This is a genomic window from Methanosarcina sp. WH1 (assembly GCF_000970005.1).
Taxonomy (GTDB): Archaea; Halobacteriota; Methanosarcinia; order Methanosarcinales; family Methanosarcinaceae; genus Methanosarcina.
Map to the genome: position 1 here is coordinate 920,166 of NZ_CP009504.1, position 16,486 is coordinate 936,651.

Sequence of the window (16,486 nt, forward strand, 5' to 3'; positions counted from 1 at the left end):
AAGATTTTCCAATGTTTGGAAAAAGCTGTACTTTCCCAATCAAACCTCATGCTTTTCTGGCAGGGTTCATAGGATTTCTTTCTTCTTTCGTTCAGTTTATAATAAAAGTCTTTATCCTCTCTGCCCCACTTTCAAGAGATTGGACTGCCTTGTCTCTTGTTGAAGCGCATGCAAACAGGGAGGTAAGGGGCCAGTCAGGCTCGGTAACGGTTCTCATGGAAGGAATATCAGCGCTTTTTTCCCTGAGAATGACGTTCATGAGCTTTCTGTCTATAAAAAGTTCTCGATCCGAGTAAAGAATCCCTCTTGCAGCAAATAATTTTGCTTCTGGTTTTTCAGGAAGTTCCCCCCTGAAGCAGCCAATATGGGATTCAAAAAGGTTAATTCCCACTGCCATCTCTATGGTATCCAGGCTGCCCTGGAACCTTGGGTTTACTTCCAGCACTACAGGTCCCTTTTCCGTGACCAGGAAATCCACCCCATTTGAGCCCAGGAGCCCGAGTTCGAGCACCAGGTCTTCAGCAAGGGCTTCCATCTCCTCTGCGTGTTCCGTCCTGAAAGGAGTTACGTTTCCGCAGTAGGCAAAAGGCAGCCTCGAGAGCCAGGGCGTCCCTATCAATTGTTCATTTACAGCAATTGCCAGGGCTTGATTGTTTGTGGAAAGCAAAGAAACGCTTGAAGGAATTCCTTCCAGAAACTCCTGAACTACAACCTCCTCTTCTGCGAATCCCGGGTCCAGCCTGGATAATTCTTCTAAAGCTGACAGCAGTTCCTGCCTGTTCCTTGCAACCCTGTTAAAGATTCCTCCTCCCCCTGAGGCAGGTTTGAGAATAACTGGGTATTCGATAGCATCCAGTTCTTCCGGAGAATAACAGCGAGGGTGTGGCATCCCCAGGGCTTCAAGTTTTTTTGCAAGGTGTAGTTTGTTTGAGGCTTCCTTAACGGTGTCGGGACGGCTGGCCAGTACAGGGCAGGGGAAACTGCCAGGGTCCAGCATCTCCATTCCCGAGCCGGGTACGATGGCGTCAAAGTTAAGCCCGAAGGCGTCCATTTTAGCTATTATCCAGCGAGGATCAAGCTGATGGAGTTCGCTTGAAGTCCTGGACTCAAGGAGAACTGATGCATATGCACATTTCTGCAGGTCAAGGTCACGAAAAGCATCTATAGAGCAGACAGTATAACCTGCCCTGTTTGCGGAGCATACAATGTTTCGTGTATCAAACCCAATTGCAAGGATATTCTGCATGTTTCCCCGTTTTTCTGGATTTCTTATTTTTCCTGCGGAACATCGGAGTGTGCCAGCGCAAAGATTCCATATTCGGTTTTCAGAACCGGGATTTCATTTCCTGCTTCTGCGCTAAAAGACATCGGCTTTTTTATTGCAACAGTTTCATAGGTCTGAGGGTCAAGCACAAGAATTGCATTTTCTTCGATTGAAACCAGAACTGTATAAACTGCATCCCCAATATTTGCAATTTTTTCTGCACCTTTGAGTTCTTCAGGGGTTGAGATAAACCGGGAGCCGTCTTCAAGGCTGACCCCGTTGACCTTCTTGCCTGAGCTTCTTATCTGGATAATTCTTCCTCTGAACCTTATCACATCCCCTGGCCTGAACTCCGGAAGGCGCATGGCGAAAGTAATTCTGTAGATGTTTTTCCCATCTTTCATTCCAACAAGGGTAGGAGACTCGGAAAAACTGCCTCCAAGCTCGTTAACGATCAGCCTGCAGACCTGCCTGCTGGCGTTCATGGAACCCATGTAGAGGTCGATTCCCTCTTTCAGTTCAAGGGCTTCGCTTATAAAGGCTAGACGGTCGCCTTTCTTTTTCATGCTTTCCATGGATTCCCTGGCAATAGAAGAGCAGCGCCTCCTTTCCTCTTCAGTCGGGAACCTGCCTGTTGCCCTTATCTGGAGAATTGCTTCAAAGTATCCCCCGGATTCACGGCTGCACATATCGCAGGCTGTCCGCTGAACCCTTACTTCGGTCTCAGCTTCGGCATGGACTGGCTCTCCTCTTACAACTGCATCTATTTCGGCCCTCACCATATATATATAAGGCGTAACTTCTCTTGGTTCAAGGCCGAGTTCCACATCTTCGGCTTCATTGTGGATAAAAAGGGCATTTTCTACGGCTTTCAGCACCACTTCTTCTATATTGCCGATATTTTCCCAGCGGCTCTTGTGGAAGTACGCTCCACAGCTGGAACAGATCCTTAAGTGGAGTACAAGGGGTAGTTCAATTAGCTTGATGGCTTCAAGGAAACAGTCCCTGCAAACGGAATCAAAAAGTTTATCGCATTCTTTGCCGCATTTCGGGCATGTGATTGAATTCATCTATAATCCTTACTGATAGTCTTCTTGGAATAATAGGTCTCGTGTGTTCAGAAAGTAAAGTCTCTACAGTAATACTGAACAGTCCACCTGTTAAGCACTCTCATGTTATTTAAAAATAGCTGGATCCGCCGTTCAAAAATTTACAAAAAAATTTATCTGACGCATGTATTATGAAGTATCTTATTTTTAAAAAAGAAGAAAATTCCGTGTCATAGAGACACGGATATGTAAGGTTTTCAATTTTACATTCGGATTTATTTGGGTGGCCAGTTCTTCTCGACCCAGCCAGGTATACGGCCTGAGTCCATTGGACCAACCTTTACATTTGCACCGAGTGTATCTTCGAGGTCACCCTGCAGACGGGCTGATAGACCTGGGATGATAAGGGTGTTGTGGTTTGTGTCGGTCTTGAGGTCGAAGCCAGCCTTTTCGAAGGCGTCCTTTACCTTGGCGGAAGTCAGCTGACCACCGGCAACTGCAGCTTCCACACCAATACCATCGGTGTCAACTGCAAGCAGCCAGCATACGATGCCATTTGCTGAGATATCGCTTTCTACTGTGTAGTAGGTAAGGGCGAAGTTGGTGGTGAAGAATACCGGAGAGTCTTTGTCAGGTTCTCCAACCTTGTACATACCTCCGTCCACGGATACAGGAGTTCTCGGGTCGGTGTAGATTGTTTCAGCTAGGTGCATTTCAGGCAGTGCTGCATATGGCTCCAGGCTGTGGAGGATCATAATGTCGCCGTACCTGATTGTGAAGACTGAAGCAATAACGGTTTCCCAGTAGGAGGCGCTGACGGGGTCTGAAATTCCTGCCATCCAGGCTGTGAGCGGGAGAGCCATGATCGGGTATGCGATCTCGGTGTCGCCCATAATGCCTGCTCTCCTGATTTTCAGGAAGTTGGTGAAGGTATCCTTCAGGCCTTTGCCGCTTGGGTAGGTTCCCGGGTCGAGTACAATGTCCTTAATGCCTGCCTCTGCGAAAGTCTTTGCAAGGCTCTTGAGACCATCAAGGTCATTGAAGACTGAAACTACAACAGGCACCTTGTATTCAAGTGCAAGTTCTCCGACTTCTTTCCAGTTGTCCTTGTTTGCAGCGTAGAGCAGTGGGTTTTTGTCCTTTGCAACCTCAAGTCCTGCCTTCAGGACTGCAGGGTTGAAGGAACAGAAAATCATAGGCAAGCCTATTTCCGCTACCTTCTTTACGGCTGCTGCGAACTTTGCCGGGTCGTTGGAAGTGGCTTTTATTGCCACACCGTCGAGAAGCAGGTTCCTTCCTACATAGAACTTCTTGAAGTCCGCGATTTTTTTGACTCTCTCAATAAGGGCATCTTCTTCCATGTTGTCTGAAACATCGAAGAACATCTTTGTCTTATTGAAGAATGTGAGCTTGTGGCGGTACAGTACATCGTCTCCACCGATGTTTGCTGCCTTTTCGCCTACTCCTATGGTAACCTGACGAATCTCAGGGGCAAGTAGCCTGTCAAGTTCTGCCAGCTTCTTTGCGTACTTCTTTTCCTTAACCAGAGGTGGGCAGTCTGATGTCTTGCCGGACCTGTCGATCAGCTTGGAGGCAAATGCCATACATGTAGGTTCACCACATTCTCCACAGTTGGTCTGGGGCAGGTACTTGTAGGCTTCTAATGGGCTGTTTATTTTCATGTTTTACACCTCCGCTCCGATCCAGTTGGTGATGTCAACAGGTTCTGCCTCTATTGAGCCAAAGAGGGTCTGAGTGATCTGCTTCAGGACAGCTACTGATGTTGGGTGCATCATCATAAAGAGGTCATTTCCTGCAATGGCAAGGGACAGACCTGTTACGATTTCCCAGATAGGTCCTCTGTACTCTCTTGGGCCCCAGTCTGTGTCCTGACTCAATGGAGATCCAACCATCCATGATTCACGGGCACCCCATGCGTTGGTGGTCCCTGAAGACATCGGGAAGGTCAGTTCGTCATCACCCATAAGAGCTGCAAGTCTGATGCGCTCCATGTTGGTGTAAGCGTAGTCGAGACCATATCCTAGGGCGGCAGTGGTTGGGTCCATTATGATTCTGTCTCTGGGCACATTGCACTGCTTCATGAGTTTCCTGTTAAGCTCCTTCTGGGCGTTCATGTCCAGCTGTGTCCAGGACAGCACATCGTGGTCGTACTTTAATGCGGCCTCTGCGATTGCGGCATAGTCCAGGTTCAGGCTGGCAGATGCAAGGAGACAGCGTTCGCCTTCCGCAACTTCTGCTGCTTTTGCCAGGACTTCTGGGTCCTTCTGTGGGTTCCCTGATCCACCAATTGCTATTGGCACATCAACGGCCTGGAGGACTTCCTCAACGGTCTTGGCTGCTTCCTTGGCAGGTGTATCCTTAATGAGTGGGTCGGTTGAAATCAGGTGGATGGTGATCATGTCGGCGTTGAACTTTTCAACGTTCTTCTTTGCCCATTCTCCAGGGCTGTCCATGACCTCATCGTAGTTCTCCTTGACAGCTTTTGCAAGCCCTATTCTCATGTCGAACACGTCTATTGTTACCTGGTTCCTGTTCGGCATTGGAGCATCAAAGTAGAATGGAAGGGCTTTTTCGCCACCAACCAGCACTCTCTTGCCACGGCTTCCGCCGTCTGCAGAGGTGTTCCCTATTGGAACTTCCTGGATCTCAGTTGTCCATTCTGCGATGTTTGCAACATCGAACTTTGCAGGAATGAGATCCTTAAGTTTCGGGGCTGCCAGAGCAGGAGAAATTGCTGGAGCAGCTGCTCCTCCAAATCCTACGGGATAACCAAACATGCCTGCAAGTCTTGCAAAGTGCTGTGCAAGTACCGCACTTTCTTGCCCGAGGGCTGCGGCAAGCATGGGGTCGAAGCCGCCTCCGAGTCCACCGAGATCAATCTCAATGTCCCCTTCTATAGTTACACCTTCGAGGGCTTCTACATCCATTCCCACGAACATGTTTGTTATATCTGATAACTTCATTTTCTTTGCCATGTAAACCTCACCGTTTCCGTAATTTTTCCGTTTTTGTGAGTGACTGTATGATTAGGAATATAATACAGAACGTGTTTCCAGATCTTTTTCCCTGATCTAAGAACAGGGACCGGGGCAGGAACTAATCCTGCTCCGTTATTCTGATGATACTTAATACCGTTTCAAGCTCTTAAACTGGATCTGGGTTCCTGCCCTCTTTGTTCGGTCGGTTTTCTGCATAATCCACAGGTTCAAAAGGAAGCTGGGGTCAGATCCCCAGTTTTTGTACTATTTTTTCTATTTCTACTGCAGCAACCGAATCATCCGGGATTTCAAAGAGAGGTATACCTTTTATGTCCATTTCCTCGATTTTCGGATCGAGAGGGATCACACCTATCAGGTTAAGTTTCAGTTCCCCTGCCAGTTTGACAATCTCTTGACGGTTTGCATCTGTAACTTTATTTGCAATAACGTGAATTCTGCCAACATTTGAATCCAGTTCATTTACAAGTTCACGAATCCTTTCGGCAGTCTGAAATCCCCTGCGTGAGGCGTCAGTTACAACAAGAAGATCATCAATATCCCGGAGAATTTTTCGGCTGAAATGCTCAAGCCCGGCTTCCGCATCAATGACAACTAAATCATAATTCACGATTAGTTTGTCCATGATTCCACGGAGGAGGTTGTTTACGTAACAGTAACAACCTGTCCCTTCGGGTCTTCCCATTACCAGCAGGTCATATCCCGGCATCTCTTCAATGACCTCATATACTTTACTTTTAAGAATGGATTCCTTGTTCATATCGGGGTTGTCAGGCCTTGGTTTTTTGATTTCAACCTGCAAGGACTCTTTTGCATCCCCTACGGTTTTTACGTTCTCACAGCCAAGGGTTTCGGGCAGGTTAGTATCTGCATCTGCATCAACTGCCAGTAAAAATTTCCCTTTTTTGGAAAGGTAGCGGATCATAAGAGCCGCTACCGCTGTTTTACCAGTCCCACCTTTTCCCGTTATCGCAATTACTTTTGTCACAGAATACCCCTTTTGGATTGTTTTTCTTTTTTAGGCGATTGCCTGTCGTCACTCAGTTATTTCTTTTCCTTCTTCTCGCTGATGACCAACTTGTCAATGGTGATCTTTGCGTTCTTGAAGGTCAGCTTTATTCCGCCGCCAGAACCACCGGACATCATTGGCATTGCAGGCATCTGGAAACCGGCTGCAGGCATCATCATTGGTGCGGCTGCAACAGCTACTTCCTCTTCTTCTTCCTCTTCTTCTTCCTCTTCTTCTGCAGCTGCCCAGGTGGCAACTACGGGGTGGTTCTTTGCCTCGAGGAAGTCTTTCAGAGATGCGATATCAGTTGCATCGTTCTCAGTTGCGATCTTGTCCTTCAGGTCGGCAGGAATTGCTTCATCGATCTTCGCTTTGAGGCCGGAGGGGAGCCATACTACTCTGTTCCAGCCACCGTCAGCCTGGATGAACTTCGGGGAGTAGAAGTAGTTGACACCAATTCCGAGGAAACCTACGATCTGCTTTCCACCACCTGTCTGACCGGCCATGGTTGAGAATCCGATGCCGTTAGGAGCCATTCCCTGGTATTCTCTGTCTACCCAGCCGATACCGTCGACTTCAGGGATATAGAACCCGACTACTTCAAAGCAACCGCAGGATGTGTGTGGGGAGTCAAAGAAGGAGTGGAGTTTTATCTTGTCGAATTCGCCGCTTGAAAGCTTCTTGGCAATCTCGTTGACACCGGTGTATTCACCTGTAACAGCATCGAGAAGGTCACCCTTGGCAATTTCAAACTGTGGGCCTTCAGGGTCTACTTTTGCTGCTGCACGGCCGTCGAACCAGTTAATTGCACCACAGAGGGAGATCCTGTCCGGGGAAACCACACAGACGTTGGTAGGAGCAAAGGACTGGCAGAGGGTACATCCGTAGAAGACGTCTACATCTTCGTCGTGGAGGTCCTTTGTCCTTGCGTCTCTTGCCTTGAAGATTTCCTTTGCCAATTCCATCTGCTTTTCAACTTCTTCCTTCCCGGTGTAGAAAGTGACCTGCATCTTCTCGATAAAGGGCAGTTCTGTCTTGAAGAGCATCATGACGGCCTTTCCGAAGGGCTCAAAGGAGTCCATCTTTCCAGCTGTGTCCTTGGAAACTCTCATCCAGACATCGTACCTCTGGTTCAGGTGCATAATGCCCTGGCAGTAGTTGATGAAGTCGTGAACACGCCTTTCAACCACAGACTCGAGATCAGGCTCGACAAGTTCTCCACCGATGTTGAAGATCATTGCCCAGGGGTAGGTCTTGCCCTCTTCCATATCCTTGAGATCTGGACCGACAATTGTGACTTTGTCGTCTTCAATTGCATCCATATCTGCTGCCCTTACAAGTTCGAGACCAAGGGATTTTGGACCCCCGAGCTCAACAAACATTCCTTCCTTTCTTACTCTTTCTCCTTCAAACATTGGGGAAATCTCAAATGGAAATTCTGCCATTGTGTTTTCGCCTCCTAAATCAAATTATAATAAGTCAATCAATTCATCCAGTGCAGCAAAGTGTTCTTCCCTGCTTATGTTCCCGAAGGACATTGTTGCGTTCTGGATGTAGTCTTTACCGATTGAAATTGATTTTACTTTGGAAAAGTTCTTAGTTCCGGACAGTACCTGGTTAATATAGTACTTCTTGAATTCCAGGATTATTATGGTGTCGTAGTTGCCTTTTCCGTCAAGTCCGGGCCATGCGGGGTCGGTTAAGTAGAATCCGAGCTGGTGCACATTGATGTATTTGGCATCTACGTCCTTGTCTAGGAATCCATTAAGGGAGCTTCCGGTAGCTGCAATTGGAAGGTTTGCCTTCTTAGCAATCTTAACTGCACGGTCCAGAATTTCTGGTCTAAGAACTCCGGTTCCGACCACAAAAAGTGGCCTCTTTGCCTTGGAGATCATCTTGGCTGCCATGTCAGGGTTGATTGCCTTTGAGGTGGTCACCCCGTAGCTGGTAAAGAGCTTTGTGTTCTTTGTAGTGTCAACCATTTTCAGGCCCCCTTGCAGAGTCTCTTGAGGTTAGTAGGCTGTGCCGAGACGTCGAACTTAATCTTCGGACCGGAGATGATCTTTTTCCTCTTCCAGTCGATTTCCCAGCCATGCTCTTCTTCGAGTTTCTTCATGAGTTCCGCACGCTTGGCGAGTGGCAGGTCGGCTTCGGTCCTGATGAACTTCCACCAGTCTTCGGGCATTCCGCCAATATACTTCTGGTGGAGTTCCATCCAGTGGGTCAGTTTGATAGACCTACCCATACTGTTGTCGGATGGGCGGATGCAGGCCTTTGCCATCATTGGGATTGCTTCTTGCCAGGTCTCTGCGGTGATCAGGAGGAATTCCGGTGCTGGTGGGATTGCCATCTCTTCGCCGCTTCTGGCGTCGTAGACTTTCCACTTCTCATCATCATAGTTCTTTGAGATCAGAGCTCTCCTGTACTTGGAACTGTGGGGACCAAGCACTGCGGGGATACCATAGATGTTACATCCGGTTCCTATGGAAGATGCTTTCTGGGAGAATGCACCCCATGCAAGGCCACAGGCACCAACACGGTTCAGGACATAGTCTGCGATTTCCGCGAGGTTGCCTTCCATGGTTCTGCCACCAAAGATACCGGCGACTTTCTGGGCGGCTCCGGTGATGTGAGCATTCGAGACACAGGATCCAATGTTAACCAGTCCACCAGACTGGAATCCACCGGGGAACCTCTCATAGAGAGTCTGGCCGTTCTCGTCTTTGTACATACCCATGTCCATGGCTCCACATCCGGTACCGACAACGATAAAGTTCCTCTTAAGGAATTCTTCTGCGATGTAGTATACGGATTTGGCTCCATCACCGTAGTTCGGACATCCGATGATTGCGATGATACCTGGGGTGGTACCCATAACCAGGTTCAGACCTTCTGCACGGATTTCCGCATCAGATACCTGACCTCTGCCAGCCCTCATCCAGCCCTTCTCTTCTGCGATAACCTTCTGAGAGGCTTTCTCGATGACGCTAAGGATTGGGATTTCTTTCTTACAGACCTGTTCACAGCGGCGGCATCCGATACACTGGTCGTGGAGATCTACAAGGTAGCTGTAGTCGCCTTCCTTGGCATGCTTCATAGCTTCTGGAATCTCCAGTTCTTCAGGGCAGACCAGGTAGCAAGAGCCACAGTCAGCACACTTGTCGACCCATTCCTTCATCTGCTCATCAGATGCAATTTTCCTTAACCCTGCTGCTTCGCGGAGAGGGTGCATTTCCTGGGTGAGCCTTACGGAGATTTCTCCAAGCTTATCGTAGTCAAGGATCACAGCACCCGGAATTGCTCCTGATTTGAGTTCCTCAATTGTCGCATCGACGTCCTGTTCGTCCCTGTTGGGCAGACCATACATGATCTTGGCGTTGGATGCAATAACGGGAATCCCAAGCTTCTGGGCTTCGGGTACGATGTCTCCACGGACACACTGTTCATCAACAACAATGACATCAGGCAGTCCTGAGCGGATGATCTTGAGTTCCTGAGACATGGAACCGATGACCTTGGTGTATGGAGCTCTCCTGTCAGCTTCCTTGTACCTGGTCAGGTCAATTGCGGTACAGCAGAGTCCGCCGAGTTCCATCTTGCCGGTCAGGTCGTGCTCTTCCATGTAGTCCATCATGTAGGTGACACCACCCACGTTGTGTCCTATAACACAGAGGAACGGCTTTTCCTTGTCAATGGTTCCGACACCCATTTCAATGAGGGGGGCTTCGGGATCAGCTTTCGGGAAGTCAAGAGCTGCGATCTGGACTATATCGGAAATTTCCATTCCTACGTGGTCCAGGCTACCGCTGAAAAGAGCCTTTGAGTCGTAGTCGATCTCTGCAGATTCCTGCCCTGCGTGGACGGTTGCAAGGAGCTGGGTAAGCTGTTCTTCTGTGTGCTCCATTGCAGGCTTGATTTCTCCGAGAGTCATTGGTCTCTGCCCGGTGGTAATCGTGATGTTGGGGGTCAGGACGTCGGATTGTCCAAGCTTGAGGGGTAAGTCTTCTCCGAAGACCTCAATCAGGTGATCAAGCAGGTGGCGACCGTGGGCTGCGTGGCAGGCAGTACCGGTGATCACACGGAGGAAGAATTCCCTGCCGTTGTGGCCTAGCATGTCAATACCACAGGCGCCTCTCTTGTTGTTGGAAAGGTCACATGGGCCGTATGTACAGTAGCAGCACTGGTCACACATAGGGGTGATTACTGGCTCATAACGGTCGAGTAATTTCAGGTTCCAGTCATCCCTGTAGGTTGCAAGACCAGGCCACGCGGATGGGCCCATAGGACCTAGATCTTTTGCTTTCTCGTCAGCAGCCTCCTTTGCTGCTCCGATAACATTATTGATTGTGATCTGAACGGATTCCAGATCTTCTATAGAAAAACTCCCGGTAGTTAGTTTGCTCATGTGAGCTTTACCTCCTTAATTTGTTTAAAGTCGACTTCGCCAATTCGATTGTAATCCTGATAAGCGGCATATTGTTAATGATTATTCATTTTATATCTTACCGTCTGCTTCAAAGTTACAACCGTTTAAATGACGTTTTATGGTAAAACGTTCATAGCTCTCAATTTGGACATTAAACGTTATACCAACGTTTTTTTCAAATAAGAACGTTTTTATAGAGAATATATTCTTGTAAAAGTCGTTTTTAGGGCCTTATTTCTCTTCCAAATCCCTTTTTACGCCCTATGTCTCAAAAAAACCGTTTTTACCAACGATTGGGACCTTAATCTTGAGCAGAGGTCGCTACCGATGGATAATAAACACTAATTAAAAGTCTAAATGTACCAAATCTATATAACATTTTCTAATTTGTAACACCCTATTTCGCAATGGGTAAAATGGAATTTAGTGATACCTTCTTCATAAAAAAATCTTGAAGATCTACTCCGAAAGAAAAGCCCTCAATGCCTGTAGATACTGGTTTTTTTGAATGAGTATTCTTGATTCCCAATAGTTTTTTCCATTGATTTTAATATTTGTTATTATTTTTTTCATTTTTTCATACTAACCACAACTCATTTTAAAGATTCTTCATATCTGATTTTCAAATTTCGCACAAATTAAATTCAAATTATTCCCGATCATCGTTAAATATATTATTCGTAATAATTATTTAGTTTATTATATTTTTTATTCTTATAAATATATCAAAACTTATTTATATCGGTACGTTCTCTAAACCACTTTACATAGTAAACGCTGTAAACCGTTTTCATGATTTTTTCCTGGAAAAGAATATCTATGATTTTCCCACTTGAATATTAATCAATGAATTATTTGATTTAAATAATATGCAATCCAATTTAAATAGGAATTTGAACTTGCTTCTGGAAGCCTAGTACTATTATGTCGTGGAAGTATTGTATCGTGGAAGTATTGTATCGTGGAAGTATTGTATCGTGGAAGTATTGTATCGTGGAAGTATTGTATCGTGGAAGTATCCCGTGAATCTAAAAGGGTTAGGATTCAAGACTGCTTATTTCCAAAGTCGGGGGTTAAAACCATTAATTTGATTTACTGAAATTTGCAGTTAATTACTTTGTTTATCGGGTTTTCAATTTGCTTACCTTTTATTTGTTCTTGAGCTTATGTTTGGGCAATATTCTTGTGTTTGGACAACGTCTTGTGTTTGAATAATATTTCCTTATTCATTTTGAGACATTCTAAGTTGCCTATTATAACTTGCCTTATTATTTAGGTGATTTATTCAATAATTTTATACTGGATTAAAATAGAGAGTAACGGAACATGTTTAACCGTGATACACCATATGAGTCTCGAGGCGGAACAACCGACAGAATCAAAAGTTCTGTTTCTACAAGCCCATCGATGGCAATTATTTTCCTGTGTGTAATTTCTTTCTTTCTGGAAATGGTTCCGGGGGTGGGGTCTCTCTACATCAGTGCTTTTCAGTTTGACCCCGGTTCTATACTGACAAAACCATGGACGCTTGTCACATACATTTTCCTGCACAACGGAATATGGCATCTTTTTTTTAATATGCTTGTACTGTACTTCTTCGGGACTGCGCTTGAGCGAAGGGTAGGGAATAAACAACTCCTGGGGATCTTTTTTACTGCAGGAATTCTATCTGCAATAGGGTACACTTTCTTAAGCCGACCCATTTTCAACATTTACCCCGGTCCTATGATTGGTGCGAGTGGAGCGATTTATGGGGTTTTTGCAGCCCTTACTGTACTCGAGCCAAATATAAAGGTGTATGTTTATTTTATCCCGATGCGTTTAAAACATGCCTTGGTGCTGTTTGCTCTTTTTGATTTTCTGATGGTCAATTCGTCGGATATGATAGCCCACACTGCTCACCTGAGCGGACTCTTCGTAGGGCTCTACATGGGTTTCCGTATGAAGAAAATCCATGAAAAATATATGAGATCGAGGTATGACGGCAGGTGGTGAGTCTGGAAGGAGAGATATTTTCTCAGGACAGGTATTATTATACTAGGCCCGACCCAGGGGAAAAAGTTCCAATTCAGGTTTTAAATTTTAGGAGGGTTTTTGCAGCCTGGTCTCCGCAAATGAAAAATACTCTCTACTTTGAAAAAGCACCTGAAGAGCCTGAAGAAGAAGGTCTAAAAAGAGTAAGGGAAATTATCCTTCTGCAGGTATATGACTGGCTCGCGGGGAAAGAAGGGTTAATAGAGCTTACGGAGCCGGAATTCGAGCAATTTATGAGGGTCTATGAAGCTTTCCTCCAGCATTCAGGGGAAATCCAGTATAGCAGGCAGAAGAAGGGACGAAAAACTGAAAATCGCTTTGAGCTTCTGGAGTCCCCTTACACCATTCGGGAAGTTCGCAAAAGCCCTTTTTCCGATAAATTATAATTATGTAATATATATTATATCCTATGTTAAAACCGTTTCATTTTGAGAGGTTTACTAATATCTCAGGACTTCCCTTTTCCAGGGCAGATCAGGTTTTCAGTCAATCTCTTAGATAAGGCAAAATTAGAACCTTTTATTGTCAAAGTATGCAAATGTTTTACTACAGAAAAGCAATTATTTAGATATAATCAGATTACTACCCGAACTGCCGGGTATCAGGCTTTAAACCTGAAAAACTGTAGTTGTGAAAAACCGTAGTTGTAAACTCATGGCTATTAACATTAAAACTGCGGTCTTTTCAGGGTTTAAGCAAAATCATAGTATCGATCGACATGAGGGGGTCGCTGGAAACTCTACTCCCTCACAGATTAATTCTCCCCGATAATCGGGGTATTAAATATAAAAAGATGCAGGTTGAGTAAAACTGTAAGGATCACAGAGGACATTAATAATGAAGCCTGTAAAAAGTGGACTTGATTCCATTTCTAGATACCTCCGTACTAAGAAAGAAGTCGGCAGAAGGAAGATAGGACTTTTGGTGGATGGGCCGAATATCCTCAGAAAAGAGTTTGATGTAAATCTTGAGGAAATAAGGGACGTTCTGAAGGATTACGGGAATATCAAGATTGGACGTGTTTTCCTGAACCAGTATGCCTCTGACAAGCTTGTCGAGGCTATTGAAAACCATGGCCTTGAGCCTATCATCTGTTCCAGTGATGTGGATGTGCGTCTCGCAGTGGAAGGCATGGAACTGGTCTACAACCCCAACATAGATACCCTTGCAATCGTGACCCGAGATGCGGATTTCAAACCGCTCTTGAACAAAGCAAACGAACACGGGAAAGAGACTATTATCTTCGGGGTTGAGCCAGGATTTTCCACAGCACTTAAGAACTCTGCGGATTATGTCATTCTCATGGACAAAAACCGTATGAGCGGTTATGATGATGATGACGTCAAAGGGGGAAAACTTGACGCATCGGAGCTCGAAGAATATCAGGGAGACGAGTATGAAGAATCTGTGGGAAAAACCTGATTTCTCTCTTTAAAGATAGTTTCTCTCCGATATTTACGGATAGTCTCTTTCCATTCTTTAAGGATAATCAACGTCTACTCCGAGGATCTGTTTTTTTCCGACATAAACGTCCCTTGCTATCTCGGCACAGCCGATTGCAGCGTGCCATTTCCTGAGGCTCCTGCATTCCTTATCCAGGTGTGTGCAAATCTTTTTCTGCACGTACTCTACCTCCCCTATCGAGCCTGCCAGAAAGACCGCTCCGGTAATCCCATAGTCTTTCAGGAGAAGCTGCATTGAAGCGATTTCCATGGCTGCAAAAAGGGCTATTGTATCAAGGGCGAGCAGGGCAGTTTTTTCTCCTTTCTCGGCTGCATTGAGCAGTTCTTTCCTGTCTTTATATGGGGTCCTCTTAAGGGTCCCTGCTTCTATAAAAGCCTGGTTTGCTGTCTGGAGCCCGTCATCAACGTTTCTGATCGCCTGCAGGTCAAGAGGTCCGTGGTGAACTCCCGGAGCAAATATACAGGCGTCAATTGCCCCGATAACCTTTCCCGAAGCAACTGCAAGAGTCACAGTGTTAGAACTTATATCGGAAACTACGAAGTCTTCGTAGCCAAGACACCGGATATGATATGCAATCCCCATCTTTTCCGGGCTTGTGAGATGGGAAAAGACCTTCATTCTCGGATCCACTTTACTCCCTGCGTGAAGGCCGGGAATTGCTATTGCCGGAATTCCGGAGTTTCTGACTGCATCAAATACCCGTGTGCCTCCTCCGGTCTTTTTTCCTGCACCTTCCGTACTTTGAAGGCCTCTTCCTTCAAGTTTTCTTATGTCCTTGATTGCAGAAAAGCCGTCTCCCATGGAGTAGGTCAGAGCAATCATATCGATATCTTCAACCTTGATTCCAAACTCTTTTTCGATGGATACCAGAATTTCTTGTTCTGACATTGCAGCTGCTTCAGCCCTTCCGAGTTCAAAGGTCAGGACCTTTTCACCCTTAATAAGTGCAAAACGCATTGCTGTTGTTCCGTGGTCAACCCCTATGAATACCAAGCAGTAACCTCTCCTTCAACGCCTCATAGGGCATTTTTTAAGATCTCATTTAATTCGTTCATGATTCTGTCCCCTTCATCAGCTGTACCAACCATTGTCACCAGCCTGACTTCCTGGAAACTTCTGCCTTCAGAGAACAATAGCCTGAGGTTCCCTCTGGCGTCAGCGCGCAGGACTTTTCCAGCCAGTTTTCCCCCTGCAACACCTTTTACGGAAATTACGGAAGGAATTACTTTTTTTATTTCGGGGTGCTGGCTTACAAGCTTTATGAGTTTTTTTCCAGCTCTCCCCCCAATAATTGTAGTATGAGATCCGCCAAGTTTACTCTTTGAAAGGTTTTGAGCGTTTTCCTGTAAGCTATTTTTATTTTCTGTCATTTTAGTCAAATTGGCTGACTTTTCTTTTTTGTCGGGCCAATCCCTGTTTACTGTTTTTACTGTTATACGGATTTCCTTTTCTTTATTTCTCAGAAAAGTCTTTCTCTGTTTGCTCTTTTTATATTTATAATATATTCTATTTACACAGTAGGGCTCAGAAAATCTCTGATAAATACTTCCGGCTACAAGTAGCTACTGGTTGCAAAATCCTTCATATAATACAATTGCCACTTAAGCAAGAACCTGTAAAAAGAGAATTTCCGGAATGTTCAGGCACATCAACATAATGTGCCTGGCTATGGATTATTTCCTGGCTTTTTCTTTAAAGCTGCCTTCCCGGAAAATCCGGTGTTCGATCAAAATCAGATCTTTTCAAGTTCTTTCATGCCGATTAGCTTTATATTGTTCTCTTCCAGCTTTTTTATCGCCTTTTCTATCTCGTTTACCCGGACTATAAGAAGGGCTTTCTGTTCCCGGGTGACAAAAGCATAGGCATAATCAAGGTTGATACTGGCTTCTCCGAAAACTTCCGCAATCCGGGACATGCTTCCGGGGACGTCTTCCATTTCGATTCCCAGAACGCTGGTTTCTGAAACCGTGAACCCAGCATCATGGAGTACACTGTGAGCATAGTCTGACCTGTCCACAACCATGCGAATGATTCCGAAGTCTCCAGATTCGGCAATTGTAAACGCCCTGATATTTATGCCGGCGCTTTTCAATTTATTTGCTACACTTGCAAGTCTACCAGGTTTGTTTTCCGCAAAAAGGGAAATTTGTTTTATAACTTTGTCTTCCATTCCAGCACCCATGTCCTTTTATCCCGTATTTTGTTATATTTTTTATTCTTTTT

Annotated in this window: 14 protein-coding genes; 3 read left to right on the forward strand and 11 right to left on the reverse strand. The window is 45.6% G+C overall.

Going from position 1 to position 16,486, the window contains the following annotated elements; genetic code table 11:
• Positions 1 to 91: 91 nt before the first annotated feature.
• From MSWH1_RS04165 to cdhA, 8 genes are all read right to left on the reverse strand, one after another.
• A complete protein-coding gene (locus MSWH1_RS04165) occupies positions 92 to 1,246 on the reverse strand; it encodes an ATP-grasp domain-containing protein (RefSeq protein ID WP_048126360.1) in 1,155 nt (384 codons plus the stop codon).
• Positions 1,247 to 1,269: 23 nt separating this feature from the next.
• Entirely contained in the window at positions 1,270 to 2,334 is a 1,065-nt protein-coding gene (locus MSWH1_RS04170) for a 60S ribosomal export protein NMD3 (RefSeq protein ID WP_048126362.1), read from the reverse strand.
• Positions 2,335 to 2,588: 254 nt separating this feature from the next.
• Positions 2,589 to 3,995, reverse strand: a complete 1,407-nt coding sequence (acsC, locus tag MSWH1_RS04175; RefSeq protein ID WP_048126366.1) for an acetyl-CoA decarbonylase/synthase complex subunit gamma — start codon at positions 3,993 to 3,995, stop codon at positions 2,589 to 2,591.
• 3 nt (positions 3,996 to 3,998) lie between these two features.
• Entirely contained in the window at positions 3,999 to 5,309 is a 1,311-nt protein-coding gene (cdhD, locus tag MSWH1_RS04180; protein WP_048126369.1) for a CO dehydrogenase/acetyl-CoA synthase subunit delta, read from the reverse strand.
• Positions 5,310 to 5,556: 247 nt separating this feature from the next.
• A complete protein-coding gene (locus tag MSWH1_RS04185) occupies positions 5,557 to 6,318 on the reverse strand; it encodes a carbon monoxide dehydrogenase accessory protein CooC (protein WP_048126371.1) in 762 nt (253 codons plus the stop codon).
• A 56-nt stretch (positions 6,319 to 6,374) separates the two neighbouring features.
• Positions 6,375 to 7,784, reverse strand: coding sequence for a CO dehydrogenase/CO-methylating acetyl-CoA synthase complex subunit beta (gene cdhC, locus MSWH1_RS04190; RefSeq protein ID WP_048126375.1), 1,410 nt, complete (start codon positions 7,782 to 7,784; stop codon positions 6,375 to 6,377).
• A 24-nt stretch (positions 7,785 to 7,808) separates the two neighbouring features.
• Entirely contained in the window at positions 7,809 to 8,321 is a 513-nt protein-coding gene (gene cdhB / locus MSWH1_RS04195; protein WP_048126376.1) for a CO dehydrogenase/acetyl-CoA synthase complex subunit epsilon, read from the reverse strand.
• 2 nt (positions 8,322 to 8,323) lie between these two features.
• Positions 8,324 to 10,744: a CO dehydrogenase/acetyl-CoA synthase complex subunit alpha gene (gene cdhA, locus MSWH1_RS04200; RefSeq protein WP_048126378.1), complete on the reverse strand. Its 2,421-nt coding sequence runs from the start codon at positions 10,742 to 10,744 to the stop codon at positions 8,324 to 8,326.
• 1,347 nt (positions 10,745 to 12,091) lie between these two features.
• Between cdhA and MSWH1_RS04205 the strand changes: the two genes are divergently transcribed.
• The 3 genes from MSWH1_RS04205 (at position 12,092) to MSWH1_RS04215 (ending at position 14,221) form a co-directional block, all read left to right on the forward strand.
• The gene (locus tag MSWH1_RS04205; RefSeq protein ID WP_048126381.1) at positions 12,092 to 12,760 is read left to right on the forward strand and encodes a rhomboid family intramembrane serine protease; all 669 of its coding nucleotides are present in this window, start codon (positions 12,092 to 12,094) and stop codon (positions 12,758 to 12,760) included.
• Between the two features lie 119 nt (positions 12,761 to 12,879).
• Positions 12,880 to 13,185: a hypothetical protein gene (locus MSWH1_RS04210; protein WP_231591899.1), complete on the forward strand. Its 306-nt coding sequence runs from the start codon at positions 12,880 to 12,882 to the stop codon at positions 13,183 to 13,185.
• A gap of 451 nt (positions 13,186 to 13,636) precedes the next feature.
• Positions 13,637 to 14,221: a TIGR00288 family NYN domain-containing protein gene (locus tag MSWH1_RS04215; RefSeq protein WP_048126385.1), complete on the forward strand. Its 585-nt coding sequence runs from the start codon at positions 13,637 to 13,639 to the stop codon at positions 14,219 to 14,221.
• 57 nt (positions 14,222 to 14,278) lie between these two features.
• Here MSWH1_RS04215 and MSWH1_RS04220 read toward each other — a convergent pair whose 3' ends face one another.
• The 3 genes from MSWH1_RS04220 to MSWH1_RS04230 form a co-directional block, all read right to left on the reverse strand.
• Positions 14,279 to 15,256, reverse strand: a complete 978-nt coding sequence (locus tag MSWH1_RS04220) for a methanogenesis marker 12 protein (RefSeq protein ID WP_048126387.1) — start codon at positions 15,254 to 15,256, stop codon at positions 14,279 to 14,281.
• A gap of 23 nt (positions 15,257 to 15,279) precedes the next feature.
• Complete coding sequence (locus MSWH1_RS04225; RefSeq protein WP_048126389.1) at positions 15,280 to 15,633, reverse strand: DUF2103 domain-containing protein; 354 nt, start codon at positions 15,631 to 15,633, stop codon at positions 15,280 to 15,282.
• Between the two features lie 362 nt (positions 15,634 to 15,995).
• Positions 15,996 to 16,433 carry an ACT domain-containing protein gene (locus MSWH1_RS04230; protein WP_048130219.1) on the reverse strand — a complete coding sequence of 146 codons (438 nt, stop codon included), beginning with the start codon at positions 16,431 to 16,433 and terminating at the stop codon, positions 15,996 to 15,998.
• Between the last annotated feature and the right edge of the window lie 53 nt (positions 16,434 to 16,486).